21 protein-coding genes are annotated in these 25432 nt (G+C 39.4%); 10 read left to right on the forward strand and 11 right to left on the reverse strand.

The window, feature by feature from the left end; all coding sequences use genetic code 11:
- The first annotated feature begins 222 nt into the window (after positions 1-222).
- Positions 223-1578, forward strand: coding sequence for an aromatic ring-hydroxylating dioxygenase subunit alpha (locus ACWATR_RS10295; protein ID WP_460331982.1), 1356 nt, complete (start codon positions 223-225; stop codon positions 1576-1578).
- Between the two features lie 24 nt (positions 1579-1602).
- On the opposite strand, the gene ACWATR_RS10300 is transcribed toward ACWATR_RS10295, so the two are convergent.
- The 5 genes from ACWATR_RS10300 to ACWATR_RS10320 form a co-directional block, all read right to left on the reverse strand.
- Entirely contained in the window at positions 1603-3999 is a 2397-nt protein-coding gene (locus ACWATR_RS10300; RefSeq protein ID WP_460331984.1) for a tetratricopeptide repeat protein, read from the reverse strand.
- A 120-nt stretch (positions 4000-4119) separates the two neighbouring features.
- The gene (locus ACWATR_RS10305) at positions 4120-4545 is read right to left on the reverse strand and encodes a type II toxin-antitoxin system VapC family toxin (protein WP_460331986.1); all 426 of its coding nucleotides are present in this window, start codon (positions 4543-4545) and stop codon (positions 4120-4122) included.
- Positions 4532-4795, reverse strand: a complete 264-nt coding sequence (locus tag ACWATR_RS10310; protein WP_460331988.1) for a CopG family transcriptional regulator — start codon at positions 4793-4795, stop codon at positions 4532-4534. Before ACWATR_RS10310 ends, ACWATR_RS10305 begins: the two co-directional genes overlap by 14 nt.
- An 86-nt stretch (positions 4796-4881) precedes the next feature.
- Positions 4882-5310, reverse strand: a complete 429-nt coding sequence (locus ACWATR_RS10315) for a hypothetical protein (RefSeq protein WP_181931648.1) — start codon at positions 5308-5310, stop codon at positions 4882-4884.
- An 86-nt stretch (positions 5311-5396) separates the two neighbouring features.
- Positions 5397-5795 carry a hypothetical protein gene (locus ACWATR_RS10320; RefSeq protein ID WP_460331990.1) on the reverse strand — a complete coding sequence of 133 codons (399 nt, stop codon included), beginning with the start codon at positions 5793-5795 and terminating at the stop codon, positions 5397-5399.
- 239 nt (positions 5796-6034) lie between these two features.
- On the opposite strand from ACWATR_RS10320, the gene ACWATR_RS10325 reads away from it, so the two are divergent.
- Positions 6035-7291: an alkaline phosphatase PhoX gene (locus ACWATR_RS10325; protein ID WP_460331992.1), complete on the forward strand. Its 1257-nt coding sequence runs from the start codon at positions 6035-6037 to the stop codon at positions 7289-7291.
- A gap of 230 nt (positions 7292-7521) precedes the next feature.
- Here the strand turns inward: ACWATR_RS10325 and ACWATR_RS10330 are convergent, their stop codons facing one another.
- Positions 7522-8661: a glycosyltransferase family 4 protein gene (locus ACWATR_RS10330; RefSeq protein ID WP_460331994.1), complete on the reverse strand. Its 1140-nt coding sequence runs from the start codon at positions 8659-8661 to the stop codon at positions 7522-7524.
- 63 nt (positions 8662-8724) lie between these two features.
- Positions 8725-9894, reverse strand: coding sequence for a glycosyltransferase family 4 protein (locus ACWATR_RS10335; RefSeq protein ID WP_460331996.1), 1170 nt, complete (start codon positions 9892-9894; stop codon positions 8725-8727).
- 527 nt (positions 9895-10421) lie between these two features.
- Here ACWATR_RS10335 and ACWATR_RS10340 point away from each other — a divergent pair.
- Both ACWATR_RS10340 and ACWATR_RS10345 read left to right on the forward strand, forming a co-directional pair.
- The gene (locus tag ACWATR_RS10340) at positions 10422-12638 is read left to right on the forward strand and encodes an NHL repeat-containing protein (protein ID WP_460331998.1); all 2217 of its coding nucleotides are present in this window, start codon (positions 10422-10424) and stop codon (positions 12636-12638) included.
- Positions 12639-12832: 194 nt separating this feature from the next.
- Positions 12833-13696: an Rpn family recombination-promoting nuclease/putative transposase gene (locus ACWATR_RS10345; RefSeq protein ID WP_460332000.1), complete on the forward strand. Its 864-nt coding sequence runs from the start codon at positions 12833-12835 to the stop codon at positions 13694-13696.
- Here ACWATR_RS10345 and ACWATR_RS10350 read toward each other — a convergent pair.
- Positions 13693-14592 carry an aspartoacylase gene (locus tag ACWATR_RS10350; protein ID WP_460332002.1) on the reverse strand — a complete coding sequence of 300 codons (900 nt, stop codon included), beginning with the start codon at positions 14590-14592 and terminating at the stop codon, positions 13693-13695. The two genes, ACWATR_RS10345 and ACWATR_RS10350, sit on opposite strands and share 4 nt — an antisense overlap.
- Before the next feature lie 182 nt (positions 14593-14774).
- Here ACWATR_RS10350 and ACWATR_RS10355 point away from each other — a divergent pair, with 182 nt between their 5' ends.
- The 3 genes from ACWATR_RS10355 to ACWATR_RS10365 all read left to right on the forward strand — a co-directional run bounded on the left by ACWATR_RS10355 (position 14775) and on the right by ACWATR_RS10365 (position 18480).
- Complete coding sequence (locus tag ACWATR_RS10355) at positions 14775-15956, forward strand: n-acyl-d-glucosamine 2-epimerase (protein WP_460332004.1); 1182 nt, start codon at positions 14775-14777, stop codon at positions 15954-15956.
- A gap of 176 nt (positions 15957-16132) precedes the next feature.
- Complete coding sequence (locus ACWATR_RS10360; protein ID WP_460332006.1) at positions 16133-16615, forward strand: cupin domain-containing protein; 483 nt, start codon at positions 16133-16135, stop codon at positions 16613-16615.
- Between the two features lie 431 nt (positions 16616-17046).
- Positions 17047-18480, forward strand: a complete 1434-nt coding sequence (locus tag ACWATR_RS10365; protein ID WP_460332008.1) for a serine/threonine protein kinase — start codon at positions 17047-17049, stop codon at positions 18478-18480.
- A 48-nt stretch (positions 18481-18528) separates the two neighbouring features.
- Here the strand turns inward: ACWATR_RS10365 and ACWATR_RS10370 are convergent, their stop codons facing one another.
- The 3 genes from ACWATR_RS10370 to ACWATR_RS10380 form a co-directional block, all read right to left on the reverse strand.
- Positions 18529-19857, reverse strand: a complete 1329-nt coding sequence (locus ACWATR_RS10370; RefSeq protein WP_460332010.1) for an ATP-binding protein — start codon at positions 19855-19857, stop codon at positions 18529-18531.
- Between the two features lie 95 nt (positions 19858-19952).
- A complete protein-coding gene (locus ACWATR_RS10375; RefSeq protein ID WP_460332012.1) occupies positions 19953-21242 on the reverse strand; it encodes a tellurite resistance TerB C-terminal domain-containing protein in 1290 nt (429 codons plus the stop codon).
- Between the two features lie 272 nt (positions 21243-21514).
- On the reverse strand, positions 21515-22864 hold the full coding sequence (locus ACWATR_RS10380; RefSeq protein WP_460332014.1) for an ATP-binding protein: 1350 nt from the start codon (positions 22862-22864) through the stop codon (positions 21515-21517).
- Positions 22865-22951: 87 nt separating this feature from the next.
- On the opposite strand from ACWATR_RS10380, the gene ACWATR_RS10385 reads away from it, so the two are divergent.
- From ACWATR_RS10385 to ACWATR_RS10395, 3 genes are all read left to right on the forward strand, one after another.
- Entirely contained in the window at positions 22952-23272 is a 321-nt protein-coding gene (locus ACWATR_RS10385; RefSeq protein ID WP_420760555.1) for a TMEM14 family protein, read from the forward strand.
- 465 nt (positions 23273-23737) lie between these two features.
- A complete protein-coding gene (locus ACWATR_RS10390) occupies positions 23738-23887 on the forward strand; it encodes a hypothetical protein (RefSeq protein WP_176727009.1) in 150 nt (49 codons plus the stop codon).
- Between the two features lie 303 nt (positions 23888-24190).
- The gene (locus tag ACWATR_RS10395) at positions 24191-25432 is read left to right on the forward strand and encodes a phosphotransferase family protein (protein WP_460332017.1); all 1242 of its coding nucleotides are present in this window, start codon (positions 24191-24193) and stop codon (positions 25430-25432) included.

Below are 25432 nucleotides of genomic sequence, written 5' to 3' on the forward strand. Positions count from 1 at the left end.
TCCTGCCTCATAACTTTGTACTTCATGTAAAAGAAAACTGCTGTAATTGCAGAAAATTAAGTATAAACACCTCACTAGGAAATATGGTGATGGTTAATTTGTGCTGTTAATCTTAGAAAAGTTTAGTAGATAAAACTTAGATTACTAACAAATGCAGCCACGGCTACAAAATTGGGATAATTCTTTCTGAGGACATAGACTAATAGAACTCTGGAGAAAACTATGACATTAGAAATAAAACAAATACAGGTGACATCAATAAATTCTGCTTTCGAGACTCTTGAATCTCAATCAGAATTTAATTGGAGAAAATGTTGGTATCCTGTATGTTTGCTGCAAGACTTGCCTCTAAATCGCCCTTATAGCTTTTCGCTATATGATGAACCTTTTGTTTTATTTAAAAACACAGATGGAGAGATTATTTGTTTAACAGATTGTTGTCCCCACCGTGCAGCTAGACTATCTGATGGACAAATTATTGACGGTAGAATAGAGTGCTTATATCATGGTTGGCAATTTGGCCAAGATGGTCAATGTTTGCATATTCCTCAGTTAGCAACAGAGGCGAAAATTCCTGTTAGTGCTTGTGTCTCATCTTTTAAAGTTATAGAACGTCAAGGAATGATTTGGATTTGGGCTGGAGAAGTTGAAACAGCTGTTGATGAGTTAATACCAACTGTACCAGATTTGGATAAACCGGGATGTTTTAACTTAGATTACATGCGAGACTTACCTTATGACCAAAGCTATTTTATTGAAAACGTTATTGACCCAGCGCATATTCCTATTAGTCATGAGGGCATATTTAGCGATCGCACTGAAGCTCAACCACTAGAGATGGAAGTCCTTGAGAGTTCCCATCAAGGAATTCGTGGAAGGTATCGAAAGACAAAAATCCCCAATCAGCCTTGGCATTTATTAGATTTTGTTGCTCCCAGTTTAGTTCTTTACAGAATTGGCAATGGACATGAAAGCAAGTTTTGGGGATCTGCTTTGTATTCAATTCCCCTCGGTAAAAATAGATGTCGGGTTCTCGTCAGAAATTATAGTAACTTTTTTGATTTTAAGACGAAGTTAATGCCTCCTTGGGTAGATCATATAATGATCCGCAACAAAGTATTGGAAGGTGATATGCCAATAGTTGTTGAACAAAAGGGGCAAATTGAGCGGTTAGGAAAAAATTTACAAGAATTGTATTTACCGCTCAAAACATCAGACGTATTAGTAGTTGCATATCGCAAGTGGTTAGATAAATACGGCTCGTCTTTGCCTTTTTATCAAGGTTATTCTACTGCAAAAAATATTGATAGTAGCGAAGATAGTCAACATTTAAAACCCTTAGACCGATTTTCGCAACACACACTTATCTGTAATTCCTGTAGCCAAGCTTATAAGTTAACCAAACGATTACAACAAAGCTGCGTGGGAGTTGCGATCGCTTTCGCGGCTATAGCAATACTTACAGATGCTTCTGGAATAAAAATAGCAGCGGTGTCTTCTGCTGTAGCATTAATTATTTTGGCAGTTATGGCTCAGAGACTCAAAACCCAATTTGAGGATTCCTACAGTCGCCATTAATAAATTGGTATTGCACTACGTCACTCAATTAGTGTGACACAAATTTGAGCACCGCAAGTTGAATATTTTTTCAACTTGTTTCGGTGCTTTGATTTCAGTAAATAGCTGAATTGCTCTATTAAAATTCATTTGACTTTCATCAGGATTGGCCATCTTTTGATTAGTTAAACCCAATTGAAAATAAGCTTCTGCTAGATCACATTTTGCACCTATTTTATCCAAAAGTTCGATTGCTTCTGTATGATTAGCAAGAGCTAATGCAAAATCTGTTTGTTGCCGATGGATTTCTGCTAAACCATTGAGTGTTTTGGCTTTTACCTGCATATAGTGACTTTCTTCAGCAAATATCAAGGCTTGGTGGAATATTTGATTAGCCTGGGAAAAGTCTCCTAAATTGACATAGGTTTGACCCAAAATTTGCATGAAATAGACAAATCTTCCAGTCTGTTCCACCAATCTTACATTCGTAATATTTTGATAAGCTACATCTGCTAATTGATATGAGGCATCACGCAAACCTGAATAAGAATATACTAAAGCTAAACAGACTGAAGCTTTCTCTGCCCAGCGATGATGTTCGGTATTTTGAGCCAGGTAAATTACTTGTTGAAACAACTTTGCGGCTGCCTCTAATTCCCACAAATCTATTTGGTAAAGACCAATACTTAATAAAGAATCTACTTCTAGCATCCTCAGATAGTAAACTGTATGTTTATTTTCTGGCTGAGGTATAAGTGATTTGAGTGCTTGGGTTGCCAGAGTAATAGTCTTTTCCTGACAGGCGATCGCTTGACTAATCTTACCTGTTATCCAATATAAATCACCTAATATATTATAAAGTTCGCTGAGATTTTGGTCATTTTCGAGTTTTTTAACAACTTGATTAATTGCCGCAAGTATCGGTTGAATTAAACCCATCCGATACAACGTACTGCCAAGAGGCAAAAACTGTTGCCATTGATTATTTCGACTTTTTAAAATGACCTTTCCTGCCAACTCAAATTCGTTAATTTCTATGTAGTGATAATATGCTTCTAAAGCTTGCAAAGCATCTTTAAAGGTTTCAATTTGTTTAATACTAACTGTCCAAAATTCTGCGGCTTTGTGGTTGGCAATTTCCCATTCATCGCTGGGACGTAAACGTGCGATCGCTTCTTTCCGAATCACAGGATGCAGCCAGTATTCACCTTTATCACACTCCACTAAAGACCGATTTCTCAAGGAGACGATGATTTGGCGATGTTGATCAGGTGGGACATCCCACAGTAAACAAAACAACCCTTGTGATGAGATGGTGGGTATATCTTGGTAACGATAACATCCCAAACGGCAAAGTAGGCGATATGCTTGGGGGTCGAGGGCTTGCAGACGATTAATTTGACTAACGGCTAAATTTTTTAAGTCGGTTGCTGCTAAAGGATCAGCATGATTTTCTTGCCAATAAAGAACCATGTCACCGTCGAAATCCTCCTGAATTGAACCGCAGAGAATTCCCATTGCTTTCGCATTACCGCCATAAGTGCGATGCATGATTTGCAAGGTTGACGAGTTGATAGTTAACCCACGGTTGTGAAAAAACTGTTGCCATGCGCTTTCATCTAAACCAGGAAGCCGATAGTGATTCACATTTAGGCCAGGTTCACAAAGGCGATCGCGACTAGTAATCAAGGTAACAGATTGCACCCTAGCATCAGCCAACACCCGCAATAGTTCTACATAGTTGCGGTGGGAAGCAATCAACCCACCTTGTTGATCCAATGCAGGTTCGAGATTGTCGATTAACACCCCAATCCGCCGATTGTGCAGTTGGCGCTTGAGTCTTCCTAAAGTTACGCCAAATTCTACCCCAGGTTCTTGATCAAAATCTTGTTTGAGCCATTCCTCTACTACTCGTTCCGCGGGGGTGATATTCTGCGTTTCCTTTGCCATCAGCAGTTCCAAAACCAAGTCAAACCCCTGAGTTTGGAGATATTGCTGCGCTAGAGTAGTTTTCCCTAAACCTCCCTCACCTTGGATAACAATCACTTTCGATCCCTGATTTACCAAATTATTCAGGTGAGCGATCGCAGCTGTTCGTCCAATAAAATTGGTATCCTCTAATTTTGGGGTGGGTTGGGGCGATCGCGAGTAATCAATCAGACTGGATGATATCGCAGTAGTTTTTCTCAGAACCCGTTCCAAAGTAGCGCGACAATTACTTTTGGTAATTTTTTCTCGCAAGACTTTAGAAAGCAGCTTCCATAACTGAGAACCAGCATCCTTGGCGTGTCCTTCCGTACAACCGTAAGAATGAGCGATATCTAAGTATTTTCTACCCAACCAAACTTGCACAAGAATCACTTTTTGCAAATCGCTCAACCGTTCCCCAGTCTGAGGGGGAATTGTGGCATCTAACCATGCTAATGCTGCTTCAGCGTCCATTGTGTAACGACAAGGGTAGTTCAGATTTTAGGGACAACTATAAATCACTTTACAGTTATACTGCTGGAGTTTTCGGATAAGATTCTGTGAACCCGACTTTTTTCCCGACTTTTGCAAACCTTATTCAAAATTCAGCAGCAAGTTATTGAAAGGATTGCTGTTATTCCAACGATAGGTATTAAAGTCTCGTTTATCAAGCGTCAAAATCCGTCCATGTCCCAGATGTTTTGCTAAAACAACCAGAGAAGCATCTGCCATATCCATTGGCAAATCTGCATATTTTTCCATAACTTCAACCATACGTGTAATATGGTGACTTCGTAAGTCGAACACCTCAAATGCTTCCTGTGCAACCTCTCTCAAAAAACTACATTGAGCATTGTTACCACCTCCTCTGGCAAGAAGAAGGTAACAAGTTTCGGTAATTACAGGGTAAGTAGTGACTAGTGGTTCATTGAGAGCATTTAAAACTTGTAGTGCTAATTGATGGTATTGATCGTTTTGGTTCCCAAGTGCCACGAAAAAGCCAGTATCAGCGATGATCATACTTTTCTTGCATTAGCGATCGCACAATGGTTTCCGAATTAGCAGCTAAGTCAGTTTCTCCTTTGAAACAGCCGATAAATTTACTTTGCTTGAGTTTAGCTAACGGATCTGTTTTTTGTTGCTGAAGTTGTTGATAGCGCAGTTCAATCGAAGATTTAATTGCCTCTACTGTATCTTGGTCAGCCTCCTGTTGGATGTAGGCAAGCTTTTGAGCATATTCTTCATCTAGCTGAATATCAAAATTCTTCATCGCCACTAACTTAGAACGTTTACCTAAAGTATATCGTCCGCGTCGAATCGTCTAGAATAAAACTCATTAGGTAACATCAGCACCATCTACCCCTCATTGTCATTACCGTTATATTTAATAAACCAATTTGTAGTACTAACAATTCCTGCTGTTAGACACTGGGTTTTGATCCTTTGTAGTTTCTCGTTTACTCTAGCTTGAAGAGAGTCTAAAATTCGTTCAGCCTTTTCTGTCATTGCAGCTACATATTGCCTCGTTTTTGAAGTATCCTCTGTATTCGCCCAAAAATCTTTTTGCTCCTCAAACCATATTTCTGCTCTACTGACTTCATCAAATGTATAACCTAGTTCTCGCATGGCTTCGTCATTAAGCTGATCAGCTATACATACACGCATACGCCATAAACAATCTTCTAAGGTGCCATAGTAGCAATCTTGCTTTTCACCGTCAGGTGCGTTATTATCCTGCCTTACGAACATCCACTTACTCTCATCTGGATATTTGCTATTAACCATAAGCCTTTTCGTTATGGAATGGGTTATTTACGGGCTGATTACCGAGATTTTGCCACACAACGAATCGCACCTAAATTCTTCTTCAATTAACTCAATCTTGTAATAGTCAAAATTAAAGTTCCACGATTGTTAAAATACATTATTGGAACATCATTGGCATAACAAAACAACTCCCCACTTGAAGAAGCTTTATATTTCTCCAATTTCTTCCCAATTAAGAACTCTTGTTCACCAGACTGGCCAATATTCCCGATGAGGGAAAACCAGTTTTCGTTTGGTTTTCTGCGGAACATCTCAGCCCAACGTAGCCACGGTTTTGTATACCCATCTGCATCACTTCTAATCTTGGCATCATACCAAAACTGTTCTCCTTGTACTTCAAACTTATAACTTGCTCCTATTTCTAGAAAAATACCAGTGGCGTTCCAGTATTTGTGAGCGTCTATTATTGTTTCTGATGGAGAGCCAATTTGTAGCTTTGTCATTTTTGTATTAATTTTACATAAATGTAACGATAGAACCGGAGCTTCACTTATTAAATATTAATAGTCACTCGCCGAAGAAAAAACATTAAAGAGATAAGTTTATAAACTTGTATTAATTCAATGCCTTGAATAATCTTTTTTTAACCTCTTATTAATTAAAAAAACTTACTCTTCCTAGATAATTGAGGCTAGCTATTTGCAACAAATTAAGCCTCATCCAAAACATCAGGGAGTATACATTGAATTTATCGAGACGTCAGTTTTTTACCCTGGCAGGGGCATCTGCTACAGGTGCTGTCCTTCTATCTCCTTTGCAAGCATTCTATGCTAAACCTGCGATCGCTGCGGGCCCCTACGGCAATTTAGTGACCGACCCCAACGGAGTATTAGATTTGCCAGCTGGATTCACTTACCGCAGACTGTCCGAAACAGGCCAAACGATGAATGATGGTTACTTAGTGCCGGGTGGTCACGATGGTATGGGTGCTTTTGCCGGGTCTAATGGCAATACAATTCTAATTCGCAATCATGAACTCGGTACTTCTGGCAATGGTGTGGGCGCTCCCAATGGCAGCAAGTACAACACAAATGGGAGGGGCGGTTGTACTAAATTGGTTGTTAATTCTTCCCGCAACCTGGTAGAACATCGGGGTGTCCTAGCAGGAACTATTCGCAACTGTGCCGGTGGCCCTACACCTTCAGGGTCATGGTTAACCTGCGAGGAAACTTTTGAAACCAATAACGGCAAGAAGCATGGTTATGTGTTTGAAGTTCCCAGTAGTGCAAATACTTTTGTCACCCCCGTCCCACTAACCGCTATGGGGCGTTTTAATCACGAGGCTGCTGCTGTAGACCCCAACACAGGGTATATCTACATGACAGAAGACCGGAGTGATGGGCTTTTCTACCGCTTCATTCCCAATCAAAGCAACAACCTGAGTGCTGGCGGTTCGCTATACGCTTTAAGGATTATAGGGTCGTCTGGAATTAACACAGCTACGGGTTTCCCAAAAAATACGCCTAGGGCGGTGAACTGGGTACAGATTAGCAATCCTGATCCCACATCTGATACTGTCAGAACAGCAGGGTATAACAGCGGTGCCGCTAGGTTTTCAGGTGGGGAAGGCATCTTTTATGGCGGTGGTTATGTCTACTTCACTTGCAAGAGTGGTAGTAGTTCTGGAAATGGGCAGATTTGGCGTTATTCGCCCGCTAATAATACCGTTGAACTCTATATTGAACCCAACAATTCTAGTGTGCTAGACAATCCAGACAATCTTGTGGTTTTCCCCAACCGGGACATTTTCCTCTGTGAAGATGGGGATGGAACGGATTACATTCTGGGCATTACTCCCAGTGGCAGTCTTTATAAGTTTGCTAAGAATGCCCTCAACACATCAGAGTTTGCCGGTGTCTGCTTCTCCCCCGATGGTCAGACGATGTTTGTCAACACCCAGAGTCCAGGAATAACCTTTGCTATCTGGGGGCCCTGGTAACGCTACGTCCTTTTTCAGCGTAGTGGTTCATCGCATTAGTTCTGAGGAGTTAGCGGTGGTCAGATCCCCGACTTCTTCAAGAAGTCGAGGATCTTGCAGCCCATCAAAATTAATGCGATAGACCAGTAGTGGTTCATCGCATTAATTTTGCTGGGTTTGTAGTAAGCACTTAAGTGCTTAAAAATTCAGGACTAAAGTCCTTACTACAAACTTTTATAAGGGACAAACTACTAAAATCTGTGGGATAGCAGTTGGGAAATTTGCTGATTAATAATTGCCACATCAAAACGCCGACTAGCCATAGTACGAGCATTATTAGCTATAGTTGCAGTTATTTCTGTCTCCTGAAGACAGGTGATAATTACTTGTGCAAGTTCCTGGGGTTCTCCTGGTGTCACTAGAAAACCATTAAGTCCATGTTCTACCAATTCCATTGCACCCCCAGCTTTGGCTGCAACTACAGGTTTTCTACATAGCATCGCCTCAACAATCACTCTACCAAAGGGTTCTGGCGAAGTAGAGGTATGTGCCACCAAGTCACAAGCTGCCATTAACTGGGGAATATCAGAACGAAATCCTAAAAATTTGACGCGGTGTTCTAATCCCAATTGGGCAACTTGTTGGTGTAACTTTTGGACGTAATTTTGTTCACCAAACAGTGCATCACCTACTAAAATTACTGTCACTTCTGGCGGGCATTTAGCAAGAGCATCAATTAAAATATGCTGCCCTTTCCAAGGTGCAAGACGGCTAAAGTGTCCGACTACAAATTTTCCTTTTAATCCTAATTTTTGCTGTAGTTGCTTAATTTCAGACTCATCAGTTTGATAAGTTTTTGGATCAAAGCCGTTATAGACAATCTCAATAATATCTGGGCGTCCTCCTGCTTCTACAAAGGCTATCTTACTAGCTTGAGAATTAGCAATTACTAATGAAGCAAAACGATTAGCTAAGTTAACAGCAATGCGAAGATTAGTTTGGCTAAAATGTTCTGGGGAAAGAATATCATGTAAATGATAAACCAGAGGACGACGACTGAAAAAACTTGCTAATGCTCCTACAACTAATGCTTTTTGAGTATTGGCATAGATTAAATCGTATTCACGGGCTTTTTTAACTACCTTAGTAATCAGAGGTGCAAGTTGTGCCAAACTCTTTAATCCTTGTACCAAAGTGCTTTCTTTGCGAACTTGGATTGCTTCAGTTGCCAAAACTTCTACTGGGATATGATTTTGCTTTAGTAAATCTTTAAATTCTCCATCTGAAAATAAACCTACCAACGCGCGATCGCCATAAGGTTTAGCAATATCTATTAAACATAATTCGGCACCGCCTGGTTTACCACTTTGGTCTAGGAAAAAAATTTTCATTTAACCTCGATTTTATCTAATTTTATCCACCTAGTGCCCCTAATATTTATTAAATTCATTTCTTTAAGCTAATAGAATCTTGCGTACTTGCTGGGCAATTTGATTCCAATCGTAGTGTGTAGTTGCATACTGGCGACAGGCTGATCGTGAAGGTATGGGGATATTTCCCAATAGTGCTTGCTCTAATTTTTCAGCAATGGCTGAGGCTTCTGTTGAAGTAGTAATTAAATCGGGTGAAAATTCTGATAAAATTTCTGGCATTCCTCCAACTGGGGTACATAAAACAGGAGTACCACAGGCGAGAGACTCAACTATTACTAATCCAAATCCTTCAAAAGATTGACTAGGCATAATAGTCAATTCAGCAGCTTGGTAAGCTATAGGTAATTGCTCATCAGGTAGAAAACCTAAAAATTTAACGTTGTCATCTAGTCCTAATTCTGTAGCCTGTTGTTGTAGTGCGGCTTGAATGTGACCACGACCTGCGATCGCTAGCCACACATCTGGTATTCTGGGCTTAATTATAGCCAGTGCTTGTAATAATTTGTCAACTCCGGTTCTATGTACTAAGCGGCGTGATGTAAATATTATCCGGCGATTAGTTGGCCAGCCTAGCTTTGCACAAGCCTCCTGGGGTGATAAATTTGGCTGAAACCAGTTAATATCAACTCCACCAGGAATAATATTAATTTTGCTCCACGGTACTTGATATTTATCATGTAGAATTTTACCAAATGCTTTGCTCAAAACTATGAAGCGATCGCAGCGATTATAAGTCTTTTGTTCTATTAGCCAGTGTTTGATCAAAAGACTAAGATTTTTATTAACTACCTCTTGCTGACTCTCAGAAGCCCAAGGGCCATGAAAGTTAAAAGTAACTGGTACTCCCTTTGGTAAAATATCTAAAATAGGAAAGCTATATAATGCAAAGTGCAGATTAATAGCATCTGGTTTGCTTGTTCTTGTTTTCTTAAAGTTATTGCGAATTGACCATAATCTTTGCCAAATCGGACTATCAACATAAGCTAAGTTAGTCAGCTTAATACTTGAATTTATTTCATCCTCTGGTAAACCGACTCCACATAATTCAATCTGGTCTTTATTTGCTGCTAATTTATGGGTTAGTTCATAAATATACCTTTCTAATCCTCCAGGACTTTTGGGAAACCAGCCTAATCCTAGAGTGAGAATAGATGCAGAGGATGAATCCAAATTATTTTTTTTACTTTCCATTTAATGTGTGTCCTATAATTTTTTGAGTATTTTTGAATAATATAAAAATCTCATGCTTCCGATGCAGATAAAAAATATCTATTTTTTTATCAAACGTGTTTTATCAAAACCTAAATCACAATAACTTACGAATACACATTAGCAATCATATTTTTTATAGAACACCAATTTATAAACTATTTATCTGCCAACGTCAACAAGGAATTAAAGTCTGTGTTTTTCTTAACTAGAGAGTACCGACCACGACATATATGATACCTGTAAGTCAAGGAAGGTGAGAGGTATATAGGGTAAGGAAAAAAGTACCAATAATAAATTGATGTCAAATAATTTTGTATTAATATTTACCATTTATATTTACAAAGAAGTAAAAAATAATACGATGATTAAATATTAATGATTAATCAAAAATTTTAGATGCAATGTCCTTACACAATCTACATATTGTCAAGTTAAAAATAGTTATATTTTTGTACGGATTTTATGATAAATGCTTGTATATAAATAATTAAAAGCTGAAAAATTATATGATAAATAAATTACTGGCGAAGTTAGAAAAACTCCGTCGCAAGCTCAATCAGCACATCAAAAAATTATCTCAACCTAGATATTTACAAAGAAGTAAAACTTTTAATTTTTTACTCAGTCTGACTGTTGGAGTCATTGTTACTACCATTGGCATTACAACAGACTGGGCGACAACTGGAACACCCACGCTTACCTATAAAACATCGTGGATAGGTAATACTATTGGCAGTGGAAATCTACGGATACAAAATAATATTGAGGCCATGTATGTTACCCCTGATGGCACAGTTTATACCAACAGCCATTGGGATGAAGCGGGAACAGAAGCAGGAATCTATAAAGATGGTAAGATTATTGGTGCTCTTGGGGATACTCACGGCTGGAGTCGTGGTGGTGGCAAAGCTGTAACAGCAAATAGTAAATATATTTACATTGCCATGACTCAAGGTTCGAGGGGCAATACAAAAGAAGATTACCCACCAGAAGGAACAACTTGGTATTCTGTTAGACGCTATGATTTGACAGGAAAACCTGCACCGTTTCCTGAAGGGCGTGGCTGGGATAAAAGTATGTTGATTACCAGTACTAAAAGTGAAGTTACTGGATTAGCAACTTTGGGAAGCGAGTTGTATGTGAGTGATTCTGCTGCTAACCGGATTCGTGTTTATGATACTGATACGATGAAAGAACTCCGCAGCTTTACCGTTGCTAATCCGGGAGGAATAACTATTGATTCACAAAAAAATCTGTGGATTATTCAAAGTAAAAATGGTAGTAAACCTGCGAAAATTTTACATTATTCCCAGAGTGGAAAGCAATTGCCCCAAGAGATTGCAGATATCGTTGAACCAAGTGCGATCGCAATTAATCATCAAGGTAAGCTGTTAGTGGCAGAAAATGGGCCGCGTCAGCAGATGTTGATTTATGACATCAAAGATAAGCCAGTACAAACAGGTAATTTTGGCTGTAAAGGCGGTATCTATGCAGGAGTTCCTGGTGAAGTTCGAGATTTGAAACTTTACGGACTTACCGGAGTTGGTACAGATGCTTCTGGCAATATCTACATAAATAGTAATGGTTTCAACAAGTCGGGAACAGATTTGCGGAAATTTTCGCCATCGGGAAAACTAATGTGGCGATCGCTAGGATTGATATTCGTCGATAATGCAGATGCCGATCCTAAAACTGATGGTGTAGATGTATTCACCAAACAAGAACACTATTTGATGGATTACAGCAAGCCTGCTGGTAAGCAATGGACTTACAAAGCCTATACTTTAAATGCTTTCAAATATCCTCAAGATCCACGTCTGCATACCTCGCCAGATGGAACCTTTGTTCGCCGCATCCAAGGAAAGCCGTTTTTGTTCCTCACAGATATGTATAACAGCTTTCTGCAAATATATCGTTTTAACCCAGATACAGATGGTAAAGTAGCCATCCCAGCCGGAATGTTTGTCGGAACTAATAGCGCAGACAAACCATTTCTCGCCGGAAATTGGCCACCGCATCAACCAAAACAAGGAGAATGGATCTGGCGCGATCGCAACGGAAATGGCAAATTTGAAAAAGATGAATATGATACCAGCAAAGATTATCCCTATATCGGCGGCTGGTGGGTAGACAGCAAAGGAGATGTTTGGAAAGCTTTGCGAACCGAAGATGGCATTCGACACTATCCTTTACAGGGAATAGATCCTAAAGGCAACCCCATCTACAGCTATAGTTCGATAGAAAAGCAAACTACTCCCAACATATTTAACGACTTGCGGCGAATCGAATATTTCCCCGAAACAGATACTATGTATTTGTCAGGCTTTACAGTAGATCACCCTGCATTCGGTGATGATGCGGGAGTTGCTGGATCTGAAATTGCCCGTTTTGACAATTGGAGTAAAGGAAATCGTACTCCTAAGTGGCGAATTGTGATTCCCTACGACACCACCGGCAAACGGGAAGTGTCTACAGCGGCCATGAGTGTGGCGGGAGATTATGTATTTGCCGTGACAGTCAAAACCGCAGAGGTATATGTCTACAATGCCAAGACGGGAGTGCAAGTACAACTGCTAAAACCAGGCCCAGAAGTTGGTAGCGAAAGTGGCTGGATTGATATCCCCTACGGTATCCGCGCTTTTCGTCGTTCAAATGGTGAACATTTGGTATTTGTAGAAGAAAATTGGAAAGGAAAAGTGATTATGTATCGGCTGGCGGGGTGAGTATTTACAGCAATTACCTCTAAGCTTAACCAAGCCACAGATCCCCGACTTTGTAAAAGATGTCGGGGATCTTGTTTTTCAAACCCAGTCCCCAATCCCTAATCCCCAGTCCCTTTCAAGAATGATTCAGGATTGCTAGATGTACAAGAATATGTGATTAAATGTATCGCAGATTTAATCAGATAAAATGCTCCATGCGTCGAGACTCAATTTTTTACAAACTGTTTCAACAATCCCCCACTCTTTTATTTGAACTATTGACAAATCCCCCGACAAATGCAAATGCTTATCGATTTGATTCGGTAGCTGTCAAAGAACCCAAATTTGAAATTGACGGGGTATTTCTCCTACCAGAAAGCGAGACTCCTGGAGTTGTATATTTCTGTGAGGTACAGTTTCAAAAGGATGAACAGCTTTATGAAAGAGTATTTGCTGAATCTTCATTATATTTCTACCGCAACCGCGCCAGATTTAATGACTGGCAAGCAGTTGTAATTTATCCATCTCGCAATACCGAACAAAGTAACATTTACCCTCATCGGGGATTGCTCAATAGTAACCAAGTACATCGGGTGTATTTGGATGAATTGGGGAATATTCGCCAATTACCTTTATGGGTGGCACTGATGGTACTAACTACGATAAAGGAAGAACAAGCACCTGAAGAGGCAAGGTATTTGTTAACAAGAACTGATCAAGAAGTACCATTAGCAGAGGGTCGCGTCATAATAGAAATAGTGACGACGATAATGATGTACAGATTTGAACAATTGAGCCAAGCGGAGGTAGAGTCTATGCTAGGAATAACACTACAGCAAACGAGAGTTTATCGAGAAATCAAGGAAGAAGGACGAGAAGAAGGACGAGAAGAAGGACGAGAAGCGATGGCTAATGCTATTTCCCGACAATTAACTAAGCGGCTAGGAAAATTGTCTGAGGAAATGCGATCCTCCATTTCTGGTTTATCTTTGCCTGTTCTCACAGATTTGAGTGAAGCACTGTTAGATTTCACCAGTTTGACTGATTTACAAGCTTGGTTAGAAGGACGAATAGATTAAACTACCTCTTCGTGTTTTTGACTTAGATACATCGCAATTCCTTTCTCATAGTAAGCTGCTTCATTAATAAAAATAGGATAAACAGTAGACGCTCCCTCATAAAGAATATCTTTTCCTGCAAAAGTCAGAAACATTGGATCGCCTGGATGCAGAGGTTCATAATCCCGAAACTGAAGTTGGGGATGAATCATAGCTTGAATCTCTCCACGTAGGTGCAGCCCGTCGTAGGCATCGCTTCTAGGATAATCGATCGTCTCAATGTATTGATAGAATGTAAGCTTGCTGTTTGTCTGCGGAATATTACCTTGGTTGCAACCTTCAAAATAGTCTAAAATTGCATACATAAGCTGCTCTGTTTGCTGAAATAATTCGGCGTTTAAGATATTCTGAGCTACAGCACCAACTTCTATCACAAAACCCAATTCGCACAAAGAACGGAGAAAACCACCTTCTCTAGATTGTTGATTAATAAAAATCTTTACCATCGGATTTATCGAAGTCAAATAAGCACCTAACCGAAGTAAGAAAGGATGCATATCACAAAAAATCAGACTTAAACCCATGTTGGCAGTTGTGCTGTGCAAATCAATAATTACATCTGCAAAAGGCTGATTTTGCGGTTGCAATATCTGTTGAATTTCTTTTGCCCGCGTATCTTCGTAACTTGAAAGTTGGGTATTTTGTAAACCTTGATTAGTGAAGCAACGATTTAAATCCTTCTCAATGTATCGTTTGCCTTCTTCAATAGCTTTGAGATTGCCAAGTAATGCCAGAGTTTCAAAACTTCCTCTGTTGATTAAATTAGGATACTGCTGAAACTTTTTGACTAGATATACTCCTGTTAACTCATTACCGTGGTTTCCTCCAACGATCGCAACTCGTTCAATCTGACTCATAACAACCTCATATCTAAAAAACTTGTAGAGCTGATACTATAATGCTTACCCTACGGTTATTGAGAATGGCGCAAGATAGAAGTATAGCTTTTGCTGGCTAAATCTTGTAAGAGACTGACCCGATCTCTACGACGGGCTACGCCGTTAAGCTGTTGGTTTTGGTATAAAAGGGGAGGAAATTTATGGTGTATGATTTTCAAGCGGTCGCTGAACTTTACAAAAACGCTCTCCTCAACGACGTACTCCCATTTTGGGAAAAATATTCTCTCGATTGGCAGCAAGGCGGCTATTTCACTTGCCTCGATCGCGAAGGCAAAATTTATGATACAGACAAATTCATCTGGCTACAAAACCGCCAGGTGTGGACTTTTTCTATGCTTTGCAACCAGCTAGAAAAACGCGAAAACTGGCTAAAAATTGCCAGCAATGGTGCTAATTTTCTCGCCCAACATGGTAGAGATAGTGATGGTAACTGGTACTTTGCCCTCACCCGTGAAGGAAAACCACTGGTTCAACCTTATAATATCTTTTCTGATTGCTTTGCGGCGATGGCATTTAGTCAATATGCACTTGCTGGTGGCGAAGAATGGCCAAAGGATGTGGCGATGCAAGCTTACAACAACGTATTACGCCGCAAAGATAACCCGAAAGGCAAATATAATAAAACCTATCCCGATACACGCCCGATGAAATCATTGGCTGTACCGATGATTTTAGCCAACCTGACTCTAGAAATGGAATGGTTACTGCCAAAGGAAACATTAGAGAATGTCCTAGCTGAAACTGTCCGCGAAGTGATGACCGATTTCCTCGACTCAGAACGGGGGCTAATGTACGAAAACGTTGCCCCTGATGGTTCCCACATAGATTGTTTTGAGGGAAGGCTGATTAATCCAGGTCACGGTATCGAAGCTATGTGGTTTATCATGGATATCGCGCGTCGGAAAAACGATACCAAAACTATTAACCAAGCCATTGATGTGGTGCTAAATATTCTGAATTTCGCTTGGGATAGCGAATACGGCGGATTGTATTACTTTATGGATGCAGATGGTCATCCGCCACAACAACTGGAATGGGATCAAAAGCTGTGGTGGGTTCACCTAGAATCTTTGGTTGCATTAGCGATGGGCTATCGCCTAACCGGGCGTGAGGTTTGCTGGGAATGGTATCAAAAAATGCATGATTACACTTGGTCACACTTTGCTGATGCAGAATACGGTGAATGGTTTGGCTATCTCAATCGGCGTGGGGAAGTATTGTTGAACCTCAAAGGTGGCAAATGGAAAGGATGTTTTCACGTACCGCGTGCATTGTACCTTTGTTGGCAGCAATTTGAAGCGATCGCAACTGGTTTGCAATAGATTTCTTACAAAAATTCATAGCTTTAACGTTACTTATGAATATTTAAGTTGTTGCGATGCCTGCGGCGGTAAACAACGCAGTCAGTTTAATCTCAACCAGAGCAACATCTGCACGGTTTAACTCATCCCAAATTATGATTTGATTAAAGGTATTACCCAAACAAAAAACTTTTAATATGAGAAAACTGTCGCTGATTCTCCCCTTAGCTATTCTAGCTTTTGGCAGTGTAGTTGTTAATAGCCAAGAAACGTCCTCATCCAATACTTACACTCAATCTGTTACCCGTGAAGTTTTAGCGAGTGGTTATCCTACTCAAGATAAAAAGCAGATTCTTGAGCTTGTACGCTATACCATCGCACCAAGAGCAAAACTCCCTACTCATACTCATCCGGGAATGCAGATTGAACGAGTAGAGGCGGGAACTTTAACTTATACTGTTGTGGAAGGAGAAGCTAAAGTAACGAAAGCTAACGGCACAGAATTCATTCTTCAAAAAGGGAAAACTATACAGCTTACAGTGGGAGATGCTTTAGTTGAATCTGCCGGAATGGTTCATTATGGAGAAAACCAAACAAACAAACCGATTGTTCTGTTGTCTGCTTCTCTATTTAATACTAATCAACCAAAAGCTATTTTAACCAATCCTGAAAACAGATGAATTTGATGAGAATTGCAGGTCTTATTGAGTTTCATTTTTATACATTTTTATTTTTAGGCAAAATCTAGTAGTTCGCCAAGTGAACTTGGCGGGGTAAAGGGTAAGGGGGAAGGGGGAAAGGGTTTAAATCTCTTACCCTTTTCCCTTTTCCCTTTCCCCTTTCCCCAGTCCTCACTTAGCATTTTTGGGTTGGCAGACTACTAGGCAGTATTGAGTAGATAAGCTAATCATCATTCATTTTTCCAGACTTATTCGCTTGTAGTAAGGGCTTAAGCCCTGGTTTTATGCAACTTAAATGCTCATTAGCTTAGTAAGTCAAATTTTAGAAAAATACTCTCTTTAATGCTTGTTGCTAACTTAAGTAATCTTACAGTGGGGCAGTAATAAACAGGAAAGCTATAAAAGCAACAAAGCTTTGGAGTCACGAGCAAATGACAAGTCAAGAATCACCAGATTCTAACCAAGAAATCCTGTTGGAAAGATATCAAGTGCAACAGGAACTAGGCAAAAAAGCCGGACGGGGGACGCTGCTAGCTCGTGACTTACAAACTCAAGAATTAGTAGTTGTCAAAATACTGTCTTTTGGTAATGAGTTTGAATGGAACGACCTCAAGCTGTTTGAGCGGGAAGCTGAAACACTCAAAGCACTTTCCCACCCAGCCATTCCCCGCTACCTTGACTACTTTGAGCTAGATTCACCCAACAGCAGAGGATTTGCACTCGTACAAAGTTATATCCCAGCCCAATCTCTAGAAGTACAACTCAAAGCTGGACGTAGTTTCAGTGAAGAAGAAGTTAAGGAACTAGCAAAAGCTATTCTAGAAATTCTCAAATCTCTGCATGGGCGTCAGCCGCCCGTAATTCATCGTGATATCAAACCAAGTAATATTCTATTAACAAATCGCTCTGGTAATAGTGTAGGTGAAGTGTACTTGGTAGATTTTGGTTCAGTGCAAACCATCGCCAGAAGAAGTAGCACTATGACAGTTGTGGGAAGTTACGGCTATATGCCACCAGAACAATTTAATGGTAAAGCTACTCGTGCTTCTGACCTTTACAGTTTGGGAACAACTTTAATTTATTTAGTTACAGGTCAGCATCCCGCAGACTTACCGCAAACAGACCTACAAATTCAATTTGAACAGGCTGCTAATATTAGTCTTAGTTTTAGCAGTTGGTTAAGCTGGATGACAGAACCTATTGCAAGTCAACGTTTAACTTCTGCTGAAAGCGCTTTGCAAGCTTTAGAAAAACCTGAAAATGCAACCCAGACTCAGAGAATAACTATTAATTCAAACCCAATAAAACCTCCTGGTTGTAAAGTTGTTTTGAATAAAAGTGCTGATTCTATAGAAGTTATTGTTCCAGGAAGTGGATTTTTTACCAAAAAAGTGTACGTATTATTACTTTTTATAATTTGTCTTCCTATTTTATCTATGCCTGCTATTATTACTTTTATAATTCCTGCGATTGACACCTCTTATTCCTCTGATTTTTATATGCTATGCTTTTTCGCAGCTGTACTTATATTATCTACAATTATACCTGTTGCAAAATGGATATGGATTGTTTTACTGTTGTCATCAGGTAAATTGCGACTTCTTATCAATCAGCATCAGATTTCCTTAGCTTCTCATGTGTTTGGAATTGAGCTTCATCATCTACCTCCAAGTCCAAGAGAATATATTATTCGTTTAGAACGGATGAGAGAAAGTTACAATTCTGCTGGCTTGATAATTTGGGCAGGACTACGAAAGTATAGGTTTTTATATGAGGGAGAATTTTTTACTCTCACTCCTCCAGAACTTGACTGGCTAGCTTATGAACTTAGTGATTGGCTTGACTTACCAATTACTAAAGAGTAAATTTCGTCAGGTGCATTGAACTTTATTGACGTACCGTTTTAACATTAATCACAAACTAAATTCTGCTGCGCCATCCTCATCCACATCTGCATCCTTACCCATAGCAGTAGGCTTAAATTTAGAACCATGAATTAATTCACCAAACACAATTCCTGGATTTTGGTGAAGAATATTCAGCACACTCATAAAATCTCGGACAATTTCCCCTGGTGTAAGTAATGCTTCTGCACCCAGGCGATTAATAATTTCTTGCACAAACTCCTTCAACTCACGATTTGTTAAAGTCTGTTCATAGCCAAAATTGAGTGCATGAATCTCAGCTAAACGTTGCAGAAGCGTCAAAATTTCTGCTTCACTCAACGGATTTAGCCGAATCACTGGCCCTAAATGTTCCTGAACACCAGATTGTGCAACAAAACGACTTTCTTTTGTGCGTCTTTGCCAAGCTTGGTCTGCAAAAAGTCCCCGTTTGGGGTCTTCTAAAAACTTGGTTGTTCCACCAACGATAATGCCAAGATGTTCTGCTTTACATTGCATGGTATCGTTAAACATTGCAAGGAGTCGATTATAGTTCTTTTCCCGTGTGACTGTAGTAGATATTTGATATATGTGTACAGCTTCATCAACTAAAATTAACAGCCCTTTATAGCCAATCTCAGCTACAAATTTCGCAAACAGTTTTATATAGTCATACCAACTATCATCATCAATAATTACCCGCACTCCTAAAGCTGCTTTCGCCTCAACTTTAGTAGTAAATTCCCCACGTAACCAGCGCATCGCTGCATTTTTTAAATTATCATCATCCATTCGATAGCCACGCCAATAAGCGATAATCACGCTACCAAAATCAAAACCGTGAACTAAATCTTCAATATACTGAACTACTTCCCTAATTTTCGATTCAACTTGGTCATCAAAACCATCGTCATTCGGACGCATTTCAGTTTCTTTAACCACTTCTTGTTGAATTTTATTAATCCATCCTTCTAAAATCGAGACTAAAGCACCACCATCAGGACGAGTTTTTGTAGCTAGGTGGCTCATTAATTCTCGATAGGTGGCTAAACCTTCATTGTTGCTTCCAGCTAATCGGCGTTCAGGAGATAAATCAGCATCAGCTACTACAAAACCTTGCTCCATAGCGCGGTTGCGAATTAGTTGTAATAAAAAACTTTTCCCAGAACCGTAGTTACCAATTATGAAGCGAAATGCTGCGACACCTTCTGCAATATCATCCAGATTTTGTAATAGGCTTTTTAGTTCTTTTTCTCGACCTACTGCTATATATTCAACTCCAACTCTGGGTACTACCCCCGCACCAAGGGAATTGATTAAAGCAGTGGAGATTTTCTTCGAGATTTTGAGCTTTGCCATGTCTTAAATTTCACTTTATTCTAAACGCAGAAGCACGCAGTAGATAGATAAGATATATCTTCAACTTATACTAATCTAATGACGGCAATAATAATTTAATTTGACGAATCATGTCTAGCCATAAGATTTTCATGCATTGCAATCATTTTTTTGACATGGGTAATATTCTCAGGATAAACTTCTAGACTTTCCGAATCTGTGTTAATTATTAATTCACCAATAGTATCATTTGCCCGTTCATTTATAGAATCGATTAAGAGATTTGGCATAGTAATGTTTGCTTCGGCAATTTTTTTAATAGCGGCATTGGGATTATCTTGATCGACTATAGCTTTTAATACTTGTAGTTCGTATCCTGGGAGATTTTCTAAAAAATTAGTCCATTCTTCAGGTATATTCTCTGATGTATCAACATCCGAATTTTCTATGATTGCGGAAGTTTCCATTATTTCAGAAAAAGGAAACAATTCAGGATCTTCTTCTTGGGAATTATCAGCCAAAGGCTCTGGATTGAAGGTTTCTAGTTGTTGTAGTAATTCCCATACTTGATTTTGCAATGAGTCTCGTTCTTCTTGCAATAATGAAACTTGCCCTTGCAACTGCTCTAATTCAACCTTTTGTGCTGCTATTTGGGTTTGTGAAGAGTTCAAAATAACTTGGATATTTTCTCTTTCGGTTTTTGTCGCTATCAACAATTGATTTTTTTGAGTTGTCTCAACTTCTAGCTCTTGAATTGTAATTCGTAGTTCGTATAGTTTTTCTTCTAATTGGGGTTTTAGTCTGCCTAAAAGAGTTAAGTTGCTTTCAACTTCTTGTTTCTCCTGTTGGAGTTGGGAAATTTGACTTTGTAACTGGGCGATTTCAGCGCGAGATACATTACAATTTGACTCTAGACGGCGCTTCTCGGCTGTGAGTACAGAAAAAGCATTGTTCAATTCTGTTTGATTGTTATGCAAGTTATTAATTTCAGTTTGCAGGCTACTAATTTCGGTTTCTAATTGCTTTTTTTGTCCTGCAAATGTTCTTAATTCTCGCTGTAGACTATCCCTTTGGTTACGGCTTTCTGCTACTTGATTTTGCAGTTGTTGTGATTCAGCATACAATAAATTATGATGTTCTTGGATTTGATTAACTTCCCTGACAACACGAGCCTTTAATCCCTCCATATCTTTAATTCGTTTGCGGAGAGAACCTAAAACAAACATTTCATAATTTCTGCGTCGTTTTTCTATGAATAATGCTGTGGTATAGATAGTAGCGGCAGTAATTACACCTGTGAGAAAGGCTTTATTAAAATCCCAGCTTGGGACAAGGCTAAGACCAAAACTCACACTAAAGGCAACTATCACTAGTATAAATCGATTGCTGATCATTACTGATTGCATATTGCTGTTTTTTAAAGTAGTTAAATTATCAGAATAAGTAGCTCTCATACTAATTCGTAATTCGTAATTCGTAATTCGTAATTGAAAAAATAAGTCCAGATTAAAGACTTAATATAAGTGATTTTTAATCTGTTTTTCTGTTTTGTGAAATAAGAACTACTTTCAAAATCTGGTAACATAGTCGTTCTGGAATCTGTTGTCTTAGTTACTATTGCATAACATTGTTGTGTAAATATTATAAAAGTGCAATCATCAATAAATTAATTTTAATACTAGGTGTTAGATGTATTGTTATTTGCATTAAAAAGTGTTAAATCTGCTTTTAAAAAATCAACAAACTGCCGTGCTGTCCGTCCAGAACGACCATTATGGCGAGTTGCCCATTGTAATGCTTGAAATTCCAAATCTTCTTGGGTAATCTTAATTTCAGCTTGTGCAGCTAGATGTTGTACAATTTTTAAATAAGTTTTCTGATTGGCTGGTTCAAAAGTCAAGGTTAAACCAAAGCGATCGCTAAAGGAAAGCTTCTCCTGCATCGTATCCCAAGCATGGATTTCTTCATTATCCTTGGGTGCAGGTCTATCCACAAAAAACTCCCGAATCAAATGACGGCGATTGGAAGTAGCGTATACAACTACATTTTGAGGCCGCGCGGTTAAATTACCTTCTAAAACGACTTTGAGGGCTTTAAAAGCGTCATCATCTTCTTCAAATGAAAGGTCATCGACAAAGATAATAAATTTTTGTGACACACCCCGTAAATGTTCCACAATTTCTGGTAATTCTTTTAAGTCAGATTTTGCTACTTCCAACAAGCGAAGACTGCGATCGCTATATTCATTCAACAAAGATTTCACCAAAGAAGATTTGCCAGAACCGCGACTACCGTAAAGTAATACATGCAGTGCCATCTCTCCTGATAATAAAAACTCTGTATTTTTCAGCAAAGCATCTTTTTGAGACTCGTAACCGACAAGCGCACTCAGTTTAACCGGGTCAGAATAACGAATACCAATAAACTGGCCAGCTTGCCAGCGTAAAGCGCGATATTCTGCAAATAAGCCAGAGCCACATTGCCGATAATAAGCTGCTAACTCTTCTACAGCATCAGCCCAATTATCTAACTCTTGTAGATATTTAGCGAACTTTGTCTCTACTCCTACAAATTCTTGCTCTTTATACCACACTACTGGTGAAATCGGCATCTGAGTAACGCTTTGTACCCACTCACTCAAAGAAGCGCTGCTACATTCGTAGAGACTTTGCAATATTTGTAAATCATGCTGAACTGCTGCTACTAAAGCTGGGGGTAAATCTTCAAATTCTCGCACTCCAGCCAGCTTTGCAAAAGGATTCTCAGAGAAGAGAAGTTGAGTAATTAAATAATCTTCCCAGTTTTGATTTCTAGCGGCTAAAGCGTGAAAGTAAGTTCCGTAAGCTTGGAGACAACCCCGTGCATCGACATTAGTGTAACGTATAGATTGCAAGAGTTCCAGAAATGCCACCCCCACTTCGCCTTGCAGAACAGATTGGTACAGTAAAAGTGAGGCTGCTTGGCGCTGGAGATGTTGAACCTTTGTATATGAGGAAGTACTTGCCATTGGCATCGCTTGATTATCCATCAATCAACTGTGTGGTGTAGCTAAATAGCTATGGTAAATTGTCTGCTGACCCTGGCAGTAAAGTCAAAGTCTATAGATGTTTTAACAATGAATTTAAGTATAGTTGCTGCTTTTGCCTACGGCATATTATCGATTATTGGTGGCATTATTGGCTACATCCAAGCTACCAGTAGAGTTTCACTCCTAAGTGGCAGCATTAGTGGTTTATTACTAATATTTGCCGCTTATTTTCAACTCCAAGGGCAAGCTTGGGGTTCAATTTTAGCAGTATTAGTTACTGCCGTTTTAGTAGTCTTCTTTGTATTTAGACTAGCAAAAACACGTAAATTTATGCCCGCGGGATTAATGACAATTTTGGGTATGGTGTCATTGGCGGTGATGGTGCATCAAATTGTGGCTTTAAGGTAGCATCAGTCTCTAAGTAATAACCACCCTCCTCTTTTTTTGATATGGCATGACTTTCTTTGCCTGGAATTAATAGTACATTTATATTACTATGACTTGTTATCCTTGCCTGATAACTTCCAGCATTCTCAAAGGAAATCAACGGAAATCCCATCCCAACAAAAAGAGTGTCCGGAGATAGCCGTCTGCCGATTTATTCATTAGTCATTGACAAAAGTGCAGTTCCATAAGATGCGCTCATGTAGCCTTTGTTTGCGATCGCTCATCGTCATCTACAATTTGTAGGTCACACAAATAACGTCATAACAAGGATTTCAGGCACAAATTCTCAAATTTAAATAAAAAAATAATTACTAACCGCCCAAAAAGTCCGGTTTTTTTGGCTTGGTGATGATAAATAAAAGTAATAGCGTTGAATGCCATGCTTTGTCCTGCGAAGGATTACTGAAATTCTTCGCTGCTTTTAGAATGGCTACTGAACATCAAACAACATCTGTTGCCAATCAGTTTTTTGCTGGGGATGCTTCTCCGCCACAAAAAGGGGATGGAGCTACATCAAACGGCTCTACCACAAAACTTACTCTAGAGTGTCTAAGTAACTATGCTGATAAAGTGTAAAGATGTCACTGGATTTGGGAGTAAATTTTAAAGCAATTATAAAGGAGTTGGTGCCATTTTGGCAGGTTTTTATCCAAAAGATGGGATATTAGTAGATTGTACAAATCTTTATTGTTATTCACACATTAGTGCAGCTTGGCGTAAATAACTATCCAGTTGAAAAAGGCTAAAAATAGGTGAAATCACCAGTATTCCTTCTGCCCCCTGCTTTTTTGCACTAGTTTCTATCTACGGAAAGCTGCTAAAAACAAGCAAATTTGACAGAGATAAGTTTAAGTAATTTAATGAAGTAGGAAATAATACATGGTATTATCACTGTCTTCTCATAACGTTATCCAGTACCTGCAAGACGCGGGTCTGTGTAGCTCAGAAGATAAACCATCAGACAAATCTGAGTTGCCAGGAAATAGTAAGAGCAATTTCAATTTAGTAGTGACTTTAGCAGATAATCGTAAACTGCTAATTAAACAAGAACGTAACGTTAACAACAATGACGCCGCGCCTCATGAATTGTTTCAGGAGTGGCTATTTCACCAACTCCTCCAACAGTTTCCAGTTCTAGGTAATACTTCAGCGATCGCACCATTGGTGGTGCATTTTGACGAAGAAAATTCTATTCTCGTCTGCAATTATCTGAGTGAGTATTTAGAACTTGCGACATTGTACCACAACAATGAGATTTTTCCACAAGAAATTGCTTCAGCTATCGGCACGACTTTGGCGGGACTGCATCGCGCCACCTACAACCGCCGAGAATATAAGGATTTTATGGCAACTGCTCCCCAAGGAGAGTTTCGCTATGGCTTTTACAATCCAGCCCAAGGTATAGGGTCAATTGGGCCGGAGATTTTTGGGGCTGTTCCCACAGATGCACTAAAATTCTATGTTCTCTATCAACAGTACGAGAGTTTGGAATCTGCGATCGCAGATTTGGCTTATGAATGGAATCCTTGCTGCTTGACTCACAACGACCTGAAATTGAGCAACATTTTGGTTCATTCCAGATGGGAGCAACTAGACAATTGTCTAGTACGACTAATTAACTGGGAAGCTTGTTCTTGGGGAGACCCAGCTTTTGATTTAGGAACTTTACTGGCAAGCTACTTAGGAATTTGGCTCAACAGCCTCGTAGTAGACCCCACCATTGAGTTAGAAGAATCTCTACATTTGGCGTTAACACCGTTAGAGATTTTACAACCTTCACTTATTGCCCTCATTAGGGCTTATGTGAATGCTTTCCCCATGATTTTGGAATACCGCAGTGACTTTATTTTGCGCGTTATCCAGTTTGCGGGACTGGCACTGATTCATCAAATTCAAGATATGATTACGTGCCGGAAATACTTTAATAATACTGATATTTGTATGCTCCAAGTAGCAAAAAGTCTACTCACAATGCCGGAGCAAGCTGTACTGACAATTTTCGGGATATCAGAGTCCGAAATCCTGAATCCTGTAGCAAAGATTCATAAATTTCCTCAGCCTGTAAAAGAACAGCAATTACTTCGCATTTATTACGAAAAAACTCGGCTGCGTGGTTGTTAG

This window comes from Nostoc sp. UIC 10890, assembly GCF_054786515.1.

What these genes read in the sequence shown, in the direction of transcription:
- ACWATR_RS10330 (WP_460331994.1), bottom strand. Translation starts at nt 8,661, where the DNA reads ATGAAAATTTTTTTCCTAGACCAAAGTGGTAAACCAGGCGGTGCCGAA.
- ACWATR_RS10360 (WP_460332006.1), top strand. Translation starts at nt 16,133, where the DNA reads ATGAGAAAACTGTCGCTGATTCTCCCCTTAGCTATTCTAGCTTTTGGC.
- ACWATR_RS10340 (WP_460331998.1), top strand. Translation starts at nt 10,422, where the DNA reads ATGATAAATAAATTACTGGCGAAGTTAGAAAAACTCCGTCGCAAGCTC.
- ACWATR_RS10355 (WP_460332004.1), top strand. Translation starts at nt 14,775, where the DNA reads ATGGTGTATGATTTTCAAGCGGTCGCTGAACTTTACAAAAACGCTCTC.
- ACWATR_RS10385 (WP_420760555.1), top strand. Translation starts at nt 22,952, where the DNA reads ATGAATTTAAGTATAGTTGCTGCTTTTGCCTACGGCATATTATCGATT.
- ACWATR_RS10320 (WP_460331990.1), bottom strand. Translation starts at nt 5,795, where the DNA reads ATGACAAAGCTACAAATTGGCTCTCCATCAGAAACAATAATAGACGCT.
- ACWATR_RS10300 (WP_460331984.1), bottom strand. Translation starts at nt 3,999, where the DNA reads ATGGACGCTGAAGCAGCATTAGCATGGTTAGATGCCACAATTCCCCCT.
- ACWATR_RS10305 (WP_460331986.1), bottom strand. Translation starts at nt 4,545, where the DNA reads ATGATCATCGCTGATACTGGCTTTTTCGTGGCACTTGGGAACCAAAAC.
- ACWATR_RS10375 (WP_460332012.1), bottom strand. Translation starts at nt 21,242, where the DNA reads ATGCAATCAGTAATGATCAGCAATCGATTTATACTAGTGATAGTTGCC.
- ACWATR_RS10380 (WP_460332014.1), bottom strand. Translation starts at nt 22,864, where the DNA reads ATGGATAATCAAGCGATGCCAATGGCAAGTACTTCCTCATATACAAAG.
- ACWATR_RS10365 (WP_460332008.1), top strand. Translation starts at nt 17,047, where the DNA reads ATGACAAGTCAAGAATCACCAGATTCTAACCAAGAAATCCTGTTGGAA.
- ACWATR_RS10350 (WP_460332002.1), bottom strand. Translation starts at nt 14,592, where the DNA reads ATGAGTCAGATTGAACGAGTTGCGATCGTTGGAGGAAACCACGGTAAT.
- ACWATR_RS10390 (WP_176727009.1), top strand. Translation starts at nt 23,738, where the DNA reads ATGGCTACTGAACATCAAACAACATCTGTTGCCAATCAGTTTTTTGCT.
- ACWATR_RS10395 (WP_460332017.1), top strand. Translation starts at nt 24,191, where the DNA reads ATGGTATTATCACTGTCTTCTCATAACGTTATCCAGTACCTGCAAGAC.
- ACWATR_RS10315 (WP_181931648.1), bottom strand. Translation starts at nt 5,310, where the DNA reads ATGGTTAATAGCAAATATCCAGATGAGAGTAAGTGGATGTTCGTAAGG.
- ACWATR_RS10310 (WP_460331988.1), bottom strand. Translation starts at nt 4,795, where the DNA reads ATGAAGAATTTTGATATTCAGCTAGATGAAGAATATGCTCAAAAGCTT.
- ACWATR_RS10345 (WP_460332000.1), top strand. Translation starts at nt 12,833, where the DNA reads ATGCGTCGAGACTCAATTTTTTACAAACTGTTTCAACAATCCCCCACT.
- ACWATR_RS10370 (WP_460332010.1), bottom strand. Translation starts at nt 19,857, where the DNA reads ATGGCAAAGCTCAAAATCTCGAAGAAAATCTCCACTGCTTTAATCAAT.
- ACWATR_RS10295 (WP_460331982.1), top strand. Translation starts at nt 223, where the DNA reads ATGACATTAGAAATAAAACAAATACAGGTGACATCAATAAATTCTGCT.
- ACWATR_RS10335 (WP_460331996.1), bottom strand. Translation starts at nt 9,894, where the DNA reads ATGGAAAGTAAAAAAAATAATTTGGATTCATCCTCTGCATCTATTCTC.